17 protein-coding genes are annotated in these 17116 nt (G+C 66.9%); 9 read left to right on the forward strand and 8 right to left on the reverse strand.

Features of this window, described 5'->3' with window-relative positions:
• Window positions 1–9: 9 nt before the first annotated feature.
• Complete coding sequence (locus BDW41_RS17520) at window positions 10–606, forward strand: GNAT family N-acetyltransferase (protein WP_074550218.1); 597 nt, start codon at window positions 10–12, stop codon at window positions 604–606.
• Between the two features lie 15 nt (window positions 607–621).
• On the opposite strand, the gene pssA is transcribed toward BDW41_RS17520, so the two are convergent.
• From pssA to BDW41_RS17555, 7 genes are all read right to left on the reverse strand, one after another.
• A complete protein-coding gene (gene pssA, locus BDW41_RS17525; protein ID WP_074550216.1) occupies window positions 622–2016 on the reverse strand; it encodes a CDP-diacylglycerol--serine O-phosphatidyltransferase in 1395 nt (464 codons plus the stop codon).
• Between the two features lie 296 nt (window positions 2017–2312).
• On the reverse strand, window positions 2313–3341 hold the full coding sequence (locus BDW41_RS17530) for an HlyD family secretion protein (protein ID WP_074550214.1): 1029 nt from the start codon (window positions 3339–3341) through the stop codon (window positions 2313–2315).
• Between the two features lie 2 nt (window positions 3342–3343).
• Window positions 3344–3544: a DUF1656 domain-containing protein gene (locus BDW41_RS17535; RefSeq protein ID WP_074550212.1), complete on the reverse strand. Its 201-nt coding sequence runs from the start codon at window positions 3542–3544 to the stop codon at window positions 3344–3346.
• Window positions 3534–5675 carry an FUSC family protein gene (locus tag BDW41_RS17540; RefSeq protein ID WP_074550210.1) on the reverse strand — a complete coding sequence of 714 codons (2142 nt, stop codon included), beginning with the start codon at window positions 5673–5675 and terminating at the stop codon, window positions 3534–3536. The genes BDW41_RS17535 and BDW41_RS17540 overlap by 11 nt, the downstream gene beginning before the upstream one ends.
• A 130-nt stretch (window positions 5676–5805) precedes the next feature.
• The gene (locus BDW41_RS17545) at window positions 5806–6297 is read right to left on the reverse strand and encodes a MarR family transcriptional regulator (RefSeq protein WP_074550208.1); all 492 of its coding nucleotides are present in this window, start codon (window positions 6295–6297) and stop codon (window positions 5806–5808) included.
• Between the two features lie 194 nt (window positions 6298–6491).
• Complete coding sequence (locus BDW41_RS17550) at window positions 6492–6917, reverse strand: DUF4156 domain-containing protein (protein ID WP_074550206.1); 426 nt, start codon at window positions 6915–6917, stop codon at window positions 6492–6494.
• Window positions 6918–7028: 111 nt separating this feature from the next.
• A complete protein-coding gene (locus tag BDW41_RS17555; protein ID WP_074550204.1) occupies window positions 7029–9911 on the reverse strand; it encodes a pitrilysin family protein in 2883 nt (960 codons plus the stop codon).
• A gap of 321 nt (window positions 9912–10232) precedes the next feature.
• On the opposite strand from BDW41_RS17555, the gene BDW41_RS17560 reads away from it, so the two are divergent.
• The 8 genes from BDW41_RS17560 (at window position 10233) to BDW41_RS17595 (ending at window position 15960) form a co-directional block, all read left to right on the forward strand.
• The gene (locus BDW41_RS17560) at window positions 10233–10442 is read left to right on the forward strand and encodes a hypothetical protein (protein WP_074550375.1); all 210 of its coding nucleotides are present in this window, start codon (window positions 10233–10235) and stop codon (window positions 10440–10442) included.
• Window positions 10443–10505: 63 nt separating this feature from the next.
• Entirely contained in the window at window positions 10506–10973 is a 468-nt protein-coding gene (locus tag BDW41_RS17565; protein WP_074550203.1) for a tRNA (cytidine(34)-2'-O)-methyltransferase, read from the forward strand.
• 102 nt (window positions 10974–11075) lie between these two features.
• A complete protein-coding gene (locus BDW41_RS17570; protein ID WP_074550201.1) occupies window positions 11076–11729 on the forward strand; it encodes an SCP2 sterol-binding domain-containing protein in 654 nt (217 codons plus the stop codon).
• A gap of 8 nt (window positions 11730–11737) precedes the next feature.
• The gene (ubiB, locus tag BDW41_RS17575) at window positions 11738–13375 is read left to right on the forward strand and encodes a ubiquinone biosynthesis regulatory protein kinase UbiB (protein WP_074550373.1); all 1638 of its coding nucleotides are present in this window, start codon (window positions 11738–11740) and stop codon (window positions 13373–13375) included.
• Window positions 13376–13551: 176 nt separating this feature from the next.
• Window positions 13552–14253 (forward strand): pseudouridine synthase, encoded by a 702-nt coding sequence (locus BDW41_RS17580; protein ID WP_074550371.1) that lies wholly within the window; start codon window positions 13552–13554, stop codon window positions 14251–14253.
• 49 nt (window positions 14254–14302) lie between these two features.
• The gene (gene arfB, locus BDW41_RS17585; protein ID WP_019465507.1) at window positions 14303–14725 is read left to right on the forward strand and encodes an alternative ribosome rescue aminoacyl-tRNA hydrolase ArfB; all 423 of its coding nucleotides are present in this window, start codon (window positions 14303–14305) and stop codon (window positions 14723–14725) included.
• A gap of 8 nt (window positions 14726–14733) precedes the next feature.
• Window positions 14734–15318 carry a 1-acyl-sn-glycerol-3-phosphate acyltransferase gene (locus tag BDW41_RS17590; protein ID WP_233496921.1) on the forward strand — a complete coding sequence of 195 codons (585 nt, stop codon included), beginning with the start codon at window positions 14734–14736 and terminating at the stop codon, window positions 15316–15318.
• Window positions 15319–15324: 6 nt separating this feature from the next.
• Window positions 15325–15960, forward strand: coding sequence for a LysE family translocator (locus tag BDW41_RS17595; protein WP_074550196.1), 636 nt, complete (start codon window positions 15325–15327; stop codon window positions 15958–15960).
• Window positions 15961–15974: 14 nt separating this feature from the next.
• On the opposite strand, the gene BDW41_RS17600 is transcribed toward BDW41_RS17595, so the two are convergent.
• On the reverse strand, window positions 15975–17015 hold the full coding sequence (locus BDW41_RS17600) for a LysR family transcriptional regulator (RefSeq protein ID WP_074550369.1): 1041 nt from the start codon (window positions 17013–17015) through the stop codon (window positions 15975–15977).
• Window positions 17016–17116: the final 101 nt, after the last annotated feature.

Consider the following 17116-nt stretch of genomic DNA (forward strand, 5'->3'; position numbering starts at 1 on the left):
GGAGCACCGATGTCCGCCTTGACGCCAGTCCTGCTGGAAGACGCCTTTGTCGCCCTCGAACCCCTGACGCCCGAACACGCGCCCGCCCTCGAGGCCGCCGCGGCCGACGGCGAACTGTGGAACCTATGGTTCACCAGCGCGCCCACGCCGGGCGAAGCGGCGGCGTACATCGCCAAGGCGCTGGAAGGGCAGAAGGCCGGCCTGATGCTGCCCTTCGCGGTGCGCGAGAAAAGCAGCGGGGACATCGTCGGTACCACGCGCTTCTACGACTTCGTCAACGACCCGCGCCGCGTCGCCGTCGGCTACACCTGGTACGCCAAGCGCTGGCAGAAAAGCCACCTCAACACCGCCTGCAAGCGCCTGCTGTTCCAGCACGCGTTCGACACGCTGGGCTGCGTGGCGGTGGAGCTGCACACCGACCATCGCAACCTCGACTCGCAACGCGCCATCGAGCGCCTCGGCGCGGTGCGCGAAGGCATGCTGCGCAACCACAAGCGCCGCCCCGACGGCACGCTGCGCCACACCGTGTGCTTCAGTGTGATCGACAGCGAATGGCCGGACGTGGCGCGCTGGCTGGCCATGCGGCTGGAGCGGCTGGCGGGCTGAAGCCTCGCGTCGCCGTCAGAGCAATCGGCCGATAAGGCGATCCAGCCGCACGCGCCGCAGGCGGCGCAGCAGCTTGCGCACTTCCGGCGGATAACTGCGCGCGCCTGGCAGATCGCGATAGTGCGTCACGCGCGTCGCATGGCTGCGCAACGACTGCCACTCCGCATCGTGCTGCGCGAGCAGCTGGCGCGACTGGTCGCGCAGCAGCAAGCCGTTTTCCAGATCCAGCGCCCACGCGCGCGGATTGAGGTTGTTGCCGGTGAGCACGGCAATCTCCTCGTCCACGAACAGGCCCTTGAGGTGATACGTGTTGTCGCCGTCACGCCACAACCACAGATTGAGCTGGCCGCTGTCGATGGCGCGCTGGTGCGTGCGCGCGAACCGGCGCAGGTTGGCTTCGTACAGGTATGGCAGCAGGCCGATGCGGTTGAACGGCTGCTCGGGCGGAATGTAGAAATCGTTGGCGGTCTTGTCGCCCACCATGATGTCCAGCCGGCAGCCACGTCGCAGCAGTTGGCCAATCGCAGCGCGCACCGGTTGCGGCAGGTTGAAGTAAGGCGTCAGCAGGATCACGCGTCGCTGCGCACCGCGCAGCAGGTCCAGCAGGGTTTCGTTGAGCACGTTGTCGGCGCGCCCGAAACCGGCGAGCGGAATCACGACGACATCGCCGTGGCGCGGCACCTCGCTCTCGCCCGTGTACTGCGCCTCCTGCAGCGACTGGCGCAGGCGGCGGATCGGTTCCTGCAGTTCGCGCGGGCGCGGCTGCGGCAGGCGATCCAGTCGCGGCACGGCGTCGCTGTCGCGGAACTGGCCGTCGACGAAGGCGACCATGCTGTCGGCAAGCGGCTGGTGGCGGATCACGTGGTAGCGGTCGAGCCGATAGCGGCCATGTTTCGCCAGGTAGACATCGTTGAGGCTGGCGCCACTGTAGAGCACGGTGTCGTCGATGACGAAACCCTTCAGGTGCAGCACGCCGAACAGCTCGCGCGTCTGCACCGGCACGCCGCGGATCACCACGCCCTCGCCGAAACGTTCGGCGTACTGGCGGTACATGGCGGCATTGCCTTCGCTGTTGCCCTTGCCGATCAGGCCGCGGCGGGCGCGATGCCAGTCGACATAGACCTCCACGGAGAGGCCGGGCCGCGCCGCGCGTGCGGCGTGCAGCGCCTCCAGCACTTCGCGGCCGGCATCGTCATCCTGCAGGTACAGCGCCACCAGCACGATGCGCTGCTGCGCGCTGGCGATCAGCGACAGCAGGGTTTCACGGAAGGCCGCGGGTCCCGACAGCGTGGTGATCGCCTCCGCCGGCACGGCGAAATTCACGTGCGCGGACAGATCGGGCCCGCGCCGCCGACGCAGCGAAAGCAGTCGGCGGGCAAGGCTGCGTGGCGAGGGAAGCGGTCGATTCATGGGGCGTCATGGTAGCAATCCGCTCCTGAAGGCGTGGAGTGGCCGTGCGCACCCCGCTGCAAATAGGCGCCCGCACAAACCTCGCATGAGCGTGCGTATCCCCTCACCGTCATCCCCGCGAAAGCGGGGATCCAGCGACTTTATTCGCTGCGAGAGAGCTTAAAGACACTGGATCCCCGCTTTCGCGGGGATGACGGTGAGGAGAAATGTGTACTCACGCGAGATTTTGAACAGGCGCTTGTTTGCGCTTGTCCACGCCTCAGGCCGCGCAAGTTCTCCCCACGGCCTGCTTCGCCCTACCGCTGCACCTGCTCATTGTCAGCCACCGCATGCGGCTGCACGTCGATGCTGGCCGTCATGCCGGCGGCGAGGATCAAACCCTTGGGGATGCTGTTCTCTTCGATCTCGATGCGCACCGGCACGCGCTGCGCCAGGCGCACCCAGTTGAAGGTGGGATTGACGTCCGCCAGCAGGTCGCGGCCGGTGGGGTTGTCGCGGTCGGTGATGCCGCGCGCCACGCCGATGATGCGGCCCTTCAAGTGCGTGCCGCCGCTCATCAGGCGGATCTGCACCGGGTCGCCGATGCGCAGGTGCGGCAGCTTGGTTTCCTCGAAATAGCCGTAGATGTAGTAGCTGTGGCGATCGATCAGCGCCAGGCGCGGGCTGCCGGTGGAGGCGTAGTCGCCCACGCGCACGTCGAGGTTCGTCACGTAGCCGTCCACCGGCGCGCGTACTTCGGTGCGCTCCAGGTCGAGCTTGGCGCGATCCACGGCGACCTGCGCCTGCACCACGGCGGCTTCGGCCTGCTCGCGCGAGGCGTTGGCTTGGTGGCCGCTGGCCTGGGCCTGTTCCCAGATGGCGCGGGCGGTCGTGGCGGCGGATTTGGCGTCGGTGCGTTCTTCCTTTGGCACCACGTCGGCCAGTTCCTGGCGGCGCTGGGCCTGCTCCTGGCGCATCTCGTACTCGGCCTTGCGCGCGGCGGCGCTGGCCAATACCGCATCGATATTGGCGCCGGCGGCGCGCGCGGCGGCCTTGGCGGAGTTGAGGTTGGCCTCGGCCTGGGCCAGCGCGATCTGGTAGCGCTGCGGGTCGATTTCGAACAGCACGTCGCCCTTCTTCACTTCGGCGTTGTCGATCACCGGCACGCGCGTGACCAGGCCGGAGACGTCGGGCGCGATGCGCACCACCTCGGCGCGCACGCGGCCGTCGCGCGTCCACGGCGAGTACATGTAATGCCGCCACAGGATGTGGCAGAGCACGAGCGCCACGATCACGACGACCGCGGTGATGGCAAATCGGAGCAGGGCTTGAGGTTGCAGTTTCATGGTCATGGGTACAGGAGCAGGCCGGCTGCGCCGAACAGCACGAAGAACACGGCGACACGGAACAGAGAGGGATGCCACACGTAGCGGTACAGGCCGTAGCGGCCGACGATGGTGTCGATCAGCCAGAGCACCAGCAGGCAGCCTGCGTACACCAGCAGGATGCCGGGCACGAGCGCGTCGGCAAGGGCTATTTCACGCGGCATGGGTGTTCTCCGGAACCTTGACGATGTACGGCGCCAGTGCGGATTCATCATCGCGCAGCGCAATGCGCAGCTGCAGCAGGTGACCCAGGGCCGGCTGGCAGCTGGCGCGCGCCTGCGGCAGTGTCTGGGAAGTCAGCGTGATGGCGTGGTCAACGGCGGCATCGGCCTGCTGCCAGCGCGCCTTGTCGGGCGCGTCGTAGAGGCGGGCCATGCCGTCCAGCACGCGCTGCATGGCATCGACCAGCGGCGGCGGCAGTTCGGCGTGCGCCATGTCCTGGCGCAGCTCGATGATCGCGCGGCCGCAGTCGTGCACGGCCAGCGCCCAGCTCAGCAGGTCGCGGGACTCCGCGCTGCCCTGCTGGGTGAACTGCACGATCTGGTGATAGAGGTCGCGATTGACGCTCTCGAAGGTATACAGGATGCCTTCCATCGGCGCGGTCGCGGCGAACACCACCTGGCGGCGCAGCTGCGCCAGCTGGCGGCGGCGCATCCACGCGGTGCCGATCACGGTGGGAATGACCATGAAGGCCGCGCCACTCATCATCAGGCCGAACAACGACGCGATGGCGTCGTTGAAGAAGCGCTCCGGCGCGTAGACCATCGGGTTCTTCACGGCGAGAATGTAGACGTAGCCCAGCGTGTAGCCCGCGCCGATGCCCGGCAGCGTGGCGTTGCGCGTGGTGAGGTACGGCCCTATCGCCAGCAACGGGCCGGTGACCAGCATGAACATCACGAAGCCGTCGCTGCCCGGCATGATCCAGAACACCACGAAGTACGCCGCGAACATGCCGACCGCGTAGCCGATCCAGGTGTTGGCCGTGGCCGCCAGCGGCGACGGCGAGGTGGCGAGCAGCCCGCTGAAGATGGTCGCCAGCAGCATCGCGCTCGGCCCGAACGGCCAGCCGGTGGCGATCCAGAACACGCTCAGCGTGATCATGGTGAGGAAGGTGCGCAGCACGGCGATGGCCGGCGAGGCGTAGTCGTTGGCGCGTTTGAAATCCACGCGTTCCACCGTGCCGCCGAGCACGCCCTGGGTTTCGCGCAGGGTGGCTTCCAGCGAGGTGAAATCGCGCAGCTCGCTCACGAAGCGGCGCAGGATCATGGTGCCGCTGTCGAATTCCAGCAGCAGTTCCGGATCCTGCCGCAGCTCTTCGCGCAGCTGGGCGGCGAGCGCCGGCAAGGTGGCTTCGCAGGCTTCGAGCCGCGTGGCGAGCAGGCGCGGCCTGGTTTGTTCGCTGGGTTCGGGCGACAACGCCACGCCCACCGGCGCATACAGCCGGATCAACGCGGCCGCCGTGCGCGGATGGTTGTTGCGTTGCAGACGGTTGATCAGGTGATGCAGCGACTGGAAGCTGGTCGCGGCGGCCATGTAGCGCAGGTTGAGCAGCTGCATGCGGCTGCTGCGCGCGCGGGCTTCGGGATCTTCGAAGATCACCGAGGCGCGCATGTCCTCGATCTGCACGGCCGCGCGCACGAAGCGCAGGTGCAGCTTCTCCATCTCCGCGCGGGGAATGGCGCCGCCCAGGCTGCCGCGCGCGAAATCGATGAAGTGCGAATAGTGTTCGCGCGCGACGCGGCGCAGCAGCTGGCGCAGGCGTTCCGGCAGCACCACGTCGCTGACCAGGCCGGCCACGACGATGCCGAGCATCACCTCGCTCACGCGCATCATGGCCGAGTCGAACACGTTGTACGGATCGTTGATGGCCGGCAGCGCCACGATGGCCGCCGTGTAGCCCGCCAGCACGAAGCCGTAGGACATGAAGTTGCGGTACAGCACCGCGCCGCCTGCGCACAGGCCGACCCACAGCGACAGCGCCGGCAGGAACAGCTCGCGCTGCTGCGGGAACGCCGCCATCAGCAGCACGCCGACCAGGCTACCCGCGCAGGTGCCGATGGCGCGGTAGAAGCTCTTCGCCAGCACCATGCCGCTGTGCGGATGCATCACGATGGACACCGTGATCATCGTAGTCGACGGCTGCTCCAGCTGGAACAGCATGGAGAACCACGCGGCGATGTAGAACGCCAGCATGCACTTGACCACGAAGATCCATGCCTGGCGTTCTTCCGTGGCGAACTCGCGCAGCCACGGCGGATGGCGCCAGGACGGGAGGTCGGTGGGTACGGCCGACATGGTTAGGGATGCCCCGTTCTATTCAGCACAGGCGTCACCGTTGCTGTATGGCCGCAGCTCCGCGCCGCGCTCCATGCCCTGCGCACCGGCTGGGCACCATGCCACCCGCGCTGAATAGAACAGGGCATCCCTAGCGCTCCAGTTGATCGAGGAATTTCTTGAGCAGGCGCTCGAGTTGCGCGACGTCGCGCTGGGGAAGCTCACCGACCTGCCACTCCAGCAAGGCGCAGACATCGGGCAGGAAGCTCTCGATCAGCGCGACGCCGTCCTTGGTGAGGGTGAGCGTGACCTTGCGACGATCCTCTTCGCTGGCGTTTCGCGCAATCAGACCTTTGTCGGCCAGCTCGTTGGTGAGCCGCGTGATGTTGGCGGATTTCTCGCCCGCCGCGTCGGCCAGCTCGGTGGGATGCAGCGAGTAGCCCTCGGTGCCGTACAGCATCATCAGCAGGTTGTATTCCGGGTGATTGATGCCGTACGGGCGCAGCATCGCGTTCGCGTCGTCATGCACGCGCTTGTAGATGTGCTTGATCAGGCGGATGAGCACGGCAGCGTCCCGCGGAAACGCGGGATAACGCTGGCGCGTGACCGCCAGTCGCTGCTCGGTGGGATGGAAGCTGCTCATGGCGCGCGGCCCAGTTAGTACATATATGTAATATATGCATGTGAATTTTATGCCCGCACCGATGGGCTTGCAAGAGCGTCGACCCATGCGCGTGAAAAAGGCGCCACGAGGGCGCCTTCGGGGTAACTGCGGGAGTGGTACGCCCGCCGCCCGCGGAGCCCGGGGCGGTGGCGCAGGTTCGCCGGCGGTTCCGGTCAGTTGCCCTTGACCGGATACGTCTCGAACCCGCTGGGCGTCGCCGTGTTCGGCTGGGTCGGGGCCGGGTTTGCCGGATTGGCCGGACGTGCCGACGGCGCCAGCTGGGCGCTGCCGCACTGGTAGGCGCCCCAGGGCTGCGAGCCGTCCTTGGGGTCGGCCAGCGGCTTGATGGTGTCGGCGTGCATCTTGGCGGCTTCGTTGCGCGCCATCACTTCCAGCTCGTCGCGCACCTTGATGTCGTTGCGGTCAATCGGGCCGACATGGTCCATCACGGACACGGTGACCTTGCCCAGGTCACGGCAGGAAGACACATCGCCGCTCCAGGCCGTGCGGACGTTCTTCCCGGCATCGTCCAGCGTGATGCCATAGGTGCACGCGCCGAGCAGCGCGATGGGAACGAGCAACAGCAGGGTCTTGCGCATGGATTACTCCGCGGTGACATGAAACATGAAAAGGCCGGACGGTTTCCCGCCCGGCCTCCATCCTAACCCGGGGACGTGAACGTCCGCCCCCTCGAGCTCAAGATCGCGCGCTTACTTCGACGGCTTTTCCGACACCGCCTTGCCGTCGCCGTCGATCACCTGCACCTCGCCCAGCTTCAGGGCGCGCACGGGGGCTTCGATCTTCTTGAGGTCGCCCACGATCACCCAGGTCAGCGCGTTCGGCTTGATGATCTCCTTGATCGCGTCCTCCGCCTGCGGCTGGGTCACCGCCTCCGTGCGGGCCTTGAGGGTCTGCACGTAGTCTTCCGGGCGGTTGTACTGGACGATCTCGGTCATGGCGCCGAGCACTTCAGAGGCCGTCTCGAAGCTGCCCGGCAGGCCGCGCACATTGGAGTCCTTGATCTTGTCCACCTCCTGCTGGGTGAGCGGACGCGCGGCGATGACGGCGTTGGCTTCCTTGGACACTTCGTTGGCGGACTCGGCCGTCTTGTCGGTCTGCACCGGCGCGTACATCAGGAACGGACGCTGGCCGATCGCATCGCGCATGAAGCTGAAGGCGCCATAGGCCCAGCGCTTGTCCTCGCGCAGGTTCATGTTGAGGCGCGAGGTGAAGCTGCCGCCGAAGGCGCCGTTGGCCACATCGATGGCCAGCTCGTTCGGCGCCTTGCTCGAAGGCGCGAGCAGGCCGGCAAGGATCAGCGACTGCGGCGCATCCGGCTTGTCGATGAGGAACACGCGCGGCTTGGACTGCGCGGCCACGGTGGCGACGTTCTTCTTCGGCACGGCGCTGGACGGCGCCTTCCAGTCACCGAAGGCGGCATCGAGCTGCGGGATGATCTGCTGCAGCGTGGTGTCGCCGGCGACCAGGATCTTCACGTTGTCCGGGCGCAGCCAGTCGCGCTGGAACGCGGACAGGTCCGACGCCTGCATCGACTTGATGGCCTCCTCCGTGCCCGAGCCGGTGAACGGGATGCCGTAGGCGTGGTTGGCGCCGTACAGCAGCGGCGGCAATGTGCGCAGCGCCAGCGCGGTGGGCTGGGTCTTTTCCTGCGCGATGCCGGCCAGCCACTGGCCGCGGATGCGCTCGATGTCGTCGGACTTGAACGCCGGGTTGCGCACGATGTCGGCGAACAGCGCCAGCGAGGGCTGCAACTGGTCGTTCAAGGCGTTGAGCGAGGCCGAGCACGCGTCGAGGCCGCAACCGACGCGGGTGATCGCGCCCAGGCGCTGCTTGCGCTTGGCCACTTCCACCGAGTCGAGATCCTTGGTGCTCTCGTTCATCAGCGTGGTGGTGAAGCTGGCGGTGCCGAGCTTGCGGCCCTGGTCGGCCGCGTAGCCGGCATCGAACAGCAGCTGGATGTGCGTCACCGGGATGGTGTGGCGCTTCGCCAGGATCACCTCGATGCCGTTCTTGAGCTTGCCGTGCTCCAGCTCCGGGAATTTCAGATCCGGGAACTGCGCCACCTCGGGCACGCCCTTGCTGCGGTCCACCTGGCTCTTGCCCACGGTGTACTCGTGCCTGGCCGGCATCCTGGCGGCGGGGCGGCCTTCCTGCGGGCCCAGCGCGGCGACCTTGGCGTCCTCGGCGTCGAGGTTGTCGTTGGGGCCGGCCGGCAGCACGGTCAGCAGGTAGTCGCCCTTGATCAGCCACTTGTCGGCGGCGGCCTTGACGCTGGCCGGCGTGGCGGCGTCGGCGCGCTCCAGGTCTTTCTTGTAGGCGGCCGGGTCACCGCGATAGACCTGACCTTCCGCCAGGATCACCGCCTTGCCGCCGGAGCCGCCGACCTTTTCCAGGCCGCGCACGAAGCCGGCGCGGTTGCCGATCTTGGCGCGCTCCAGTTCGTCGGCGGTGGGACCGTCGGCCAGGAACTTCTTCAGCTCTTCGGCGATGACCGCCTCGACCTTGGCCTGATCCACGCCTTCCTTGATGTCGGCCTGGATCTGGAACTGGCTGGCCAGCGCGAACGGCGAAATGCTGGCGGACACGTCATCCACCAGCTTGTCCTGATAGACCAGGCGCTGGTACAGGCGCGAGGTCTTGCCGCCACCGAGCACGGTGGAGGCAAGGTCGAGCAGGACGGAATCGTCGGTGCCCAGCTGCGGCACCACCCAGGTGCGGTAGATGCGCGGCTGCGCCACGTGGTCGTGCTGGATGCCGCGCGTGGATTTTTCCAGCGGCGTGATCCACGCCTGCTGGCGCGGCACCGGCGGGCCGGCCGGGATGTCGCCGAAGTACTTCTCGGCCTTGGCCTTGGCTTCCGCCACGGTGATGTCGCCCGCCAGCACCAGGGTGGTGTTGGCCGCGCCGTAGTAATCGTGGAACCACTGCTTCACGTCGGCCAGCGAGGCCGCGTTGAGGTCTTCCATCGAGCCGATGGTGTCGTGCTGGTACGGATGGTTGGCCGGATAGGTGTTGGACAGGATGTTCTGGTCCACGCGGCCATACGGGCGGTTCTCGCCCTGGCGCTTTTCGTTCTGCACCACGCCGCGCTGGGTATCGAGCTCCTTCTGGCCGATGGCGCCCAGCAGGTGGCCCATGCGGTCGGACTCCATCCACAGCGCCATGTCGAGCGCGGTGGTGGGCACGGTTTCGAAATAGTTGGTGCGGTCGAACCAGGTGGTGCCGTTCATGTCGGTGGCGCCGGCCAGCTCGAACGGCTGGAAGTACGTGCCCTTGTGGTTCTCCGAGCCGGAGAACATCAGGTGCTCGAACAGGTGCGCGAAGCCGGTCTTGCCCTTGGGTTCGTCGGCCGAGCCCACGTGATACCAGATGCTCACGGCCACCACGGGCGCCTTGTGGTCCTCATGCACCACCACGGTCAGGCCGTTGGGCAGGGTGAAGCGCGTGAAGGCGATGTCCGGCACGGCCTGGGTGGACTCGACGGGCGCCGCCTGGGGCGCGGCGATCGCGGGCAAGCCGGCCGACATGCTGAGTACACCTGCGACGAGCAGGGCGAGGGGCTTTCTTGCCATCACGACACTCCTGTTTTTGATGGATGAGCGAATCGAGGCTAGCCACGCCCCAGGGGCTTTGGCAAATGACCAATGGCATGGTGGACCACCCGCGGGCCGCTTCGTTCGTCGCCACGGCGCCATAACCAGAACGCACCCCGTCCGGACAGTGTCCGCGCCCTGTCCGGCCACGCCCGGTCGCTGTCCGCGGACAGCGAAGCGCCTTCCCTGAAAAACAGAAATTCCCGAAAAGACAGCCACTTGAGCCACAAGCAGCCGTTGGCACGGCGCTTGCCATATCTACCGTGCAGGACCTACCCCACTTTCATCGGAGACATGATCATGAAATTCGAAACCCTGATGCTGCGCGGCCTCTTCGTTGCCTGCCTGCTGGTTTGCGGACTCGTGCTGGGTGCCATGGTGAACGCGACTCCCCAGGCCATTCGCCTCGCCGCCGCCGGCAGCGCCGGCCAGTTGATCGCCACGCCCGCCGCCACCGCGTGCGCCTTGCCGCCCGATGGCGTGGTGTGCCCCCGCATCACCAACGGCTGAGCAAGGACGCTCGCCGTTGGGCGGCCACTACGCGGGGGATGGGAGAACCCCGATAATGGCCGGATGCTGCATGTCATCCTCTTTCGACCGGAAATACCCCCCAACACCGGCAACGCGATCAGGTTGTGCGCCAACACCGGCGCCTCGTTGCACCTGATCCGCCCCCTGGGATTCGAGCTGGACGATGCCCGCCTGCGCCGCGCAGGCCTGGACTATCACGAATACGCGCAGCTGGCCGTGCATGACGACCTTGCCAGCTGCCTCGAGCGCATCGGCCAGCCACGCGTGTTCGCCTTCTCCACGCGCGGTCGCGTGGCCCATGTCGACGCCCGCTTCGCCGAAGGCGACGCCCTGCTGTTCGGCTGCGAAACCGCCGGCCTGCCCGGCGAGGTGCTCGACGCCATTCCCGAAGCGCAGCGCCTGCGGCTGCCGATGCGGCCGGACAGTCGCAGCCTCAATCTGTCCAATACCGTGGCGGTGGCGGTGTATGAGGCGTGGCGGCAGATGGGGTTTGTCGGCGCGGCGCGGTGATGGCGTGCGCGGGCGCGGCCCACACCCGAAGATCGCGCGTGCTGTCGACATCGACAAAACCGCCCGCACCGGCCGCGCAACGCGAGCGGCTACAATCGCCCAATGACCGCCCCATCCCTCCAGTCATTGCTCCCTCGCCCGCTGCGCGCCCTCGCCGGCCGCGCGCTGGAAACCGCGCTTAACCACACCTTGTCGCTCGACCCGGAAACGCAGGGCCGGCTGTCCGCGCTCGATGGCCGCAGCGTGCAATTGCATCTGCGCGGCCCGGAACTCGCGCTGTCGGTGACGGTGCAAGGTGACCGGCTGAAGGTTGGCCCCGCACAGGACGACAACCACCTGCGCGTCGCCGCCACGCCGGGCAGCCTGCTCGCCATGCTGGTGAAGCGCGATGACGAGGGCGTGGCGCCGGGCAAGGTGGAGATCGCGGGCGATGCGGACCTCGCCCGCCGCCTGGAAAAACTCGCCAGCAAGTTCGCCCCCGATTTTGAAGAGGCCTTTGCGCGCACCTTCGGCGAGGTGCTCGGCGTGCCGCTGGCCAAGGCCGTGCGCCAAGGCCTGGCGCATGCCAAGGAAACCGCCAGCCACCTCACCGCCGATACCGCCGACTGGCTGCGCGATGAAGCGCGCGTGGCGGCAGCGCCGGGCGAAGTGGAAGGTTTCCTGGATGGCGTGGACGATCTGCGCGAACGCGCCGATCGCCTCGAGGCGCGACTGGCACGGCTGGAGCAACGCCTGAAGAAGGGGCCGGTCGCGTGAGGGTTCCCCTGAAGGTCGTACCGCGCGTGATACGCGTGGCTTCCGTGCTGCTGGCCTATCGCCTCGACGAGCTGGTGGACGACGCGCACCTGTTCCGCCCGTTGAAGCTGGTGCGCCCGTTCGTGGCGCGCCCGCGCACCGACATCACGCAGCTTTCCCGCGGCGCGCGCCTGCGCCTGGCGCTCACCGAGCTGGGCCCCATCTTCGTCAAGGCCGGCCAGGTGCTGTCCACGCGCCGCGACCTGGTGCCGGCGGATATCGCTGACGAACTCGCGCAACTGCAGGATCAGGTGCCGCCGTTTCCGGGCGCCGAGGCACGCGCGATCATTGAGCAGGAACTGAAGGCGCCGGTCACTTCGCTGTACACGAGTTTTGACGAGACGCCGCTGGCCTCCGCATCCATCGCGCAGGTGCATGCGGCCACGCTGGAAGACGGCAGCGCGGTGGTGGTCAAGGTGCTGCGTCCGGGCATCGACCAGCGCATCGAACGCGACATCAAGCTGCTGCGCTCGCTGGGCGAACTGGCGCAGCGCTGGCACCCGAATGCCGACAAGATCCGCCCGCTCGACGTGGTCGCCGAAGTCGAGAAAATGCTGGAGAACGAGCTGGACCTGCAGCGCGAAGGCGCCAGCGCCAGCCTGCTGCGCCGCAATTTCCAGAGCGGCGAGGACCTCTACGTGCCCGCGGTGCACTGGGACCTGACCAGCGCGCGCGTGCTCACCTTGGAGCGCGTCTACGGCGTGAGCTGCGACGACATCGCCTCGCTCGACGCCGCCGGCATCGACCGCAAGGCGCTCGCGGTAAAGGGCGTGCGGCTGTTCTACGAACAGGTGTTCCGCGACAACTTCTTCCACGCCGATGCGCACCCCGGCAACATCTGGGTGGACACGTCGCGGCCGAACGATGCGCGCTTCATCGCGCTGGATTTCGGCATCATGGGTTCGCTGCCGGAGCAGGACCAGTACTGGCTGGCGCAGAACTTCATCGCGCTGTTCGAGCGCGACTATGCGCGCATCGCGCAACTGCACGTGGACGCGGGCTGGATGCCCTCGACCGTGCGCCTGGACGAGCTCACCGCCGCCGTACGCACCGTGTGCGAGCCGTACTTCACCCGCCCGCTGTCGCAGATTTCGCTGGCCGAGCTGGTGGTGAAACTGTTCCAGACCGCACGGCGCTATGAGCTGACGCTGCAGCCGCAGCTGATCCTGCTGCAGAAGACCCTGCTCAATATCGAAGGCGTGGGCCGCATGCTCGATCCGGAGATCGACATCTGGGCCGTGGCGCATCCGGTGCTCAAGCGCATCCTGCGCGAACGCTACAGCCCGCGCCGCACATTGCGCGAACTGCGCAAGCATCTGCCGGAATGGTTCCACGCCGCGCCCCAATTCCCGGAACTGGTGCGCAACGCGCTGCAGCAGGTGGCCAAGGGCGAACGCCAGACCATCAGCGATCCGCGCGCACTGGAGCAGCAACGCGACGAGGCGCAGCGCACGCGCCGCGTGGTGTCGTTTGGCTTGCTAGGCAGCAGCCTGTTGATCGGTAGTGCGGTGGTGTGGGCGCTGGCGCCGGAGCATGGTGCGTGGCATGCGGCCGTGGTCGGTGTGGCAGGTCTGATTGCTTTCGTAGTGGGCTGGCCGCGGCGTTAAACCTGCCTCAACGTCGTCCCGGCGCAGGCCGGGACCCAGGGCCTCAGGGCACATACAGGCGGTTACGCCACTGGATGACCAGCCTTTCGGCTGTTGAAAAGCGCCTCCGGCCTACGCCGGAATGACGGCTTCGTTGTATGGCGCGAGACCTTTGCGCGCCACTTTGGACAATGACAGTGCTCGACATCCTCCACCAAGACGACGCCATCATCGCGGTCAACAAACCTGCGGGCTTGGCCGTGCACCGCTCCAAAATGGTCGGCAACGCGGAGGAGTTCCTCATCGACGTGCTGCGCGAACAGGTCGGCGGCACGACCTATCTCGCGCACCGGCTGGATCGCGCCACCAGCGGCGTGATCCTGGTCGCCCGTTCCTCGGAAATCGCCGCTGCGCTCGGCGAGCAGTTCATGGGGCGCGACGTGCACAAACAGTACCTGGCCGTGGTGCGCGGCTGGCCGGAGCCGGAGGAAGCGCTGATCGACTACGCCCTGCCCGGCTCGCGCGACACCGGGCCGCGCCGCGAGGCGAGCACCAGCTATCGCCGGCTCGCCACGGTGGAAGTGCCCATCGCGCTCGGGCGCTACCCGCAGCAGCGCTACGCGATGGTGCTGGCCGAGCCGCACACCGGCCGCTTTCGCCAGATCCGCAAGCACATGGCGCATATCCACCATCCGATCATCGGCGACTGCCAGCACGGCCGCAGCGACCACAACCGCCTATACAAGCAGTATTTCGGCTGCCACCGCATGCTGCTGCACGCCTGGCGGTTGAGCTTCGCGCACCCCGTCAGCGGCGAGCCGATGCGGCTGCAGGCGCCGCTGGACGCGGCGTACGCCGCCCTGCTCGTGCGCTTCGGCTGGACGCTGCCCACGCTCTGATGCGCTGCGTCGTGGCGGCCTGTCACCTGCGCCCGCTAAACTTTGCGCCATGCTCACGATCAGCCGATCCATCGTCCTGCCCGAGACCGAGCTGACTGAGCGTTTCCTTCGCGCAGACGGCCCCGGCGGACAACACGTCAACCGCACCGAAAGCGCGGTGGAGCTGCGTTTCGACGTGGCGCGCTCGCCTTCCCTGCCCGAACCGCTGCGCGCACGCCTGCTGGCCCGCCGCGACCGCCGCCTGACCGACGAGGGCGTGCTGGTGATCCAGGCGCGCCGCTTCCGCGACCAGGGCCGCAACCGCGAAGACGCCCGCGAGCGGCTGGTGGAGATCATCCGCGCCGCGCTCGTGGTGCCCAAGGCGCGCATCGCCACCAAACCCACCCGCGGCTCGCAGGAACGGCGCCTCGCCGGCAAGCAACAGCGCGGCAAGATCAAGCAAACACGGTCGCGTGACTGGAGTCGCGAATGAGCACGCCGATGCTCCCCCCTGCCCCACCCGAAGCCCCCAAACTCAAGAGCAAATTCTGGCCGTGGTTCGCCCGCTGCCTGCTGCGGCTGTCCGGCTGGAAACTGATCGGCCAGCTGCCGAACGAGCCCAAGCTGATCATCATCGGCGCGCCGCATTCCTCCTATTGGGACGGCTACTACGGACTGCTGATGAAGATCGGCATCGGCGTGGACATCAACATCATGATCAAGCGCGAGGTGCTGGACGGCCCGCTCGGCATCATCCTGCGCCCCATCGGCATGATCCCGATCAACCGCAGCGCCGCGCTCAACGTGGTGGACCAGATGGTGCAGCGCTTCCGCGAGAAGGACCGCATGTGGCTGGGCATCACGCCCGAAGGCACTCGCAAGAAGGTCAAGAACTGGAAGTCCGGCTTCCTGCGCATCGCGCGTGACGCCAACGTGCCGATCCAGACGCTGTTCCTGGATTACCCGTCCAAGACGTTTACCTTTGGCCCTGTGGTGCGCGCCACGGACGATCCCGATGCCGACATGGCGCGCATCCGCGCGCTGTTCACGCCCTATCGCGGCAAACACCGTAACGCGAACGACTGATCGATCATGGGCTCACTCGGCATCCAGCACTTCGACGCCTTCCTGCTCGCGTGCATCGCGCTGGACCTCACGCCGGGGCTGGATACGTTCTACATCCTCACCCGCAGCGGCCGCGAGGGCCGTGGCGTGGGCGTAGCGGCGGCGCTGGGCATCAATGCGGGATGCATCGTGCATACGCTGGCGGCGGTGCTTGGCATTTCGGCGGTCCTGATGACGTCCGCGCTTGCCTTCAGCGTGTTGAAGTATGCGGGCGCGGCGTACCTGGTGTGGATCGGCCTGCGCATGCTGCTGTCGCCTGGCGGTGCGCGTAAATCCGCGGAGACGCGCGGCCGTGGGCTCGGCGCCGCATTCCGCCAGGGCATGCTGACCAATGTGCTGAATCCCAAGGTGGCGCTGTTCTTCCTGGCGTTTCTGCCGCAGTTCGTGTCGATGCAGGCGACGCATCCGCAGCTTGGCCTGCTGGTGCTGGGCCTGAGCTTTATCGGCACGGGAACCGTGTGGTCGATGGTGCTCGCCCTGCTAGGCGGAAAGATCCATCACCTGCTGACCACGCGCCCGCGTGTCGGGCAATGGATGGATCGCGTCTGCGGCACGGTGCTGCTGGGTTTCGGCGTGAAGCTGGCACTGCAGCGCCCAGCCTGACAAACGCATCGAGCCTAGCGCTCGGAATGCCCCGACTCGTCGTAGTCGCGATGCGTGAGCATGCCCGGCTTCACCAGATCGATGAACGCCCTCGCCTCCGGGCTCAGGAATTTGCCCTTGCGCATCACCACGCCGTAGCTGCGCTGGGGGAAGTATTGCTTCATGTTTCGGACGGCCAGACGTCCGCGGTCGGCCTCGGTGATGCAGATGCCGGTGACGATGGAAATGCCCAGCCCCATCGCCACGTATTCCTTGATCACATCCCAGCCGCCCACCTCGATGGCGACGCGGTACGGCACCTGCTGCTGCTGGAACACAAGGTCCACCAGTCGATACGTGGACAGGCGCTGCGGCGGAAGAATCAGGCCGTAGGGCGAGAGATCCTGCAGCGTGATCGTCGCCTTCGCCGCCAGCGGGTGGTCGGGCGGCATGATCAGCATCGGGTCATAGTGATGCACTGGCGCCCAGGCGATGTCGTTGGGCACGTCGAGCATGGAGCCCACGGCAAAATCCGCCTCATCGGCGCGCAATAGCGCCAGGCCGTCCTTGCCGGTCACGTTGGCGAGCTGCAACTGCACCTCGGGAAAGCGTTCGCGGTAACGGCGCACCAGATCCGGCAGCAGGTACTGGATGGTCGAGGTGCCGGCGGCGATAGTCAGGCGCCCGCCCTGCATGCCCTTCACCTTGGCGTGGAAGTCGCGGTCCAGGTTCTCCCAGCCCTCCACCAGCGGGCGGGCCAGCTCGTACAGGGCCTCGCCGGCATCGGTGAGGTTGATGCGGCGGCGGCGGCGCTCCAGCAGGCTGACGCCCAGCTCGCGTTCCAGCGCCTGAAGCTGAAGGCTCACCGTGGGCTGAGACAGGAACAGCGCCTCGGCGGCACGGGTCAGGGTGCCCAGCTTCACGGTGTAGACAAAGGCCCGCATCTGCTTCTGCCGGTTGCCCTTGTAATAGAACCGGCCCGATTCGTCGGCCCGACCATGCGCTGCCGTACGGCGCTTGCCGGCGGCGGAACGGGTCTTTTTTGGCTTGTTCAGGGGTTTGGCGGCCATTTTAATGCCCATCAACTCAATGAGTTGCCCATTGCATTAAGAAAGACAATAGCAAAAATTGAAACATTTGCTTTGTCAAAGCAAATTTCCGTGACCTAGTGTCATCC

Origin of the sequence: Dyella sp. AtDHG13 (assembly GCF_003201105.1) — a bacterium.
Taxonomy (GTDB): domain Bacteria; phylum Pseudomonadota; class Gammaproteobacteria; order Xanthomonadales; family Rhodanobacteraceae; genus Dyella; species Dyella jiangningensis_B.

Coding starts and splice junctions, on each gene's coding strand:
- BDW41_RS17545 (WP_074550208.1), bottom strand. CDS start 6,297: ATGAGCAGCTTCCATCCCACCGAGCAGCGACTGGCGGTCACGCGCCAG.
- BDW41_RS17535 (WP_074550212.1), bottom strand. CDS start 3,544: ATGCCGCGTGAAATAGCCCTTGCCGACGCGCTCGTGCCCGGCATCCTG.
- BDW41_RS17555 (WP_074550204.1), bottom strand. CDS start 9,911: ATGGCAAGAAAGCCCCTCGCCCTGCTCGTCGCAGGTGTACTCAGCATG.
- pssA (WP_074550216.1), bottom strand. CDS start 2,016: ATGAATCGACCGCTTCCCTCGCCACGCAGCCTTGCCCGCCGACTGCTT.
- BDW41_RS17540 (WP_074550210.1), bottom strand. CDS start 5,675: ATGTCGGCCGTACCCACCGACCTCCCGTCCTGGCGCCATCCGCCGTGG.
- BDW41_RS17595 (WP_074550196.1), top strand. CDS start 15,325: ATGGGCTCACTCGGCATCCAGCACTTCGACGCCTTCCTGCTCGCGTGC.
- BDW41_RS17520 (WP_074550218.1), top strand. CDS start 10: ATGTCCGCCTTGACGCCAGTCCTGCTGGAAGACGCCTTTGTCGCCCTC.
- BDW41_RS17530 (WP_074550214.1), bottom strand. CDS start 3,341: ATGAAACTGCAACCTCAAGCCCTGCTCCGATTTGCCATCACCGCGGTC.
- BDW41_RS17550 (WP_074550206.1), bottom strand. CDS start 6,917: ATGCGCAAGACCCTGCTGTTGCTCGTTCCCATCGCGCTGCTCGGCGCG.
- BDW41_RS17560 (WP_074550375.1), top strand. CDS start 10,233: ATGAAATTCGAAACCCTGATGCTGCGCGGCCTCTTCGTTGCCTGCCTG.
- arfB (WP_019465507.1), top strand. CDS start 14,303: ATGCTCACGATCAGCCGATCCATCGTCCTGCCCGAGACCGAGCTGACT.
- BDW41_RS17590 (WP_233496921.1), top strand. CDS start 14,734: ATGCTCCCCCCTGCCCCACCCGAAGCCCCCAAACTCAAGAGCAAATTC.
- BDW41_RS17570 (WP_074550201.1), top strand. CDS start 11,076: ATGACCGCCCCATCCCTCCAGTCATTGCTCCCTCGCCCGCTGCGCGCC.
- BDW41_RS17565 (WP_074550203.1), top strand. CDS start 10,506: ATGCTGCATGTCATCCTCTTTCGACCGGAAATACCCCCCAACACCGGC.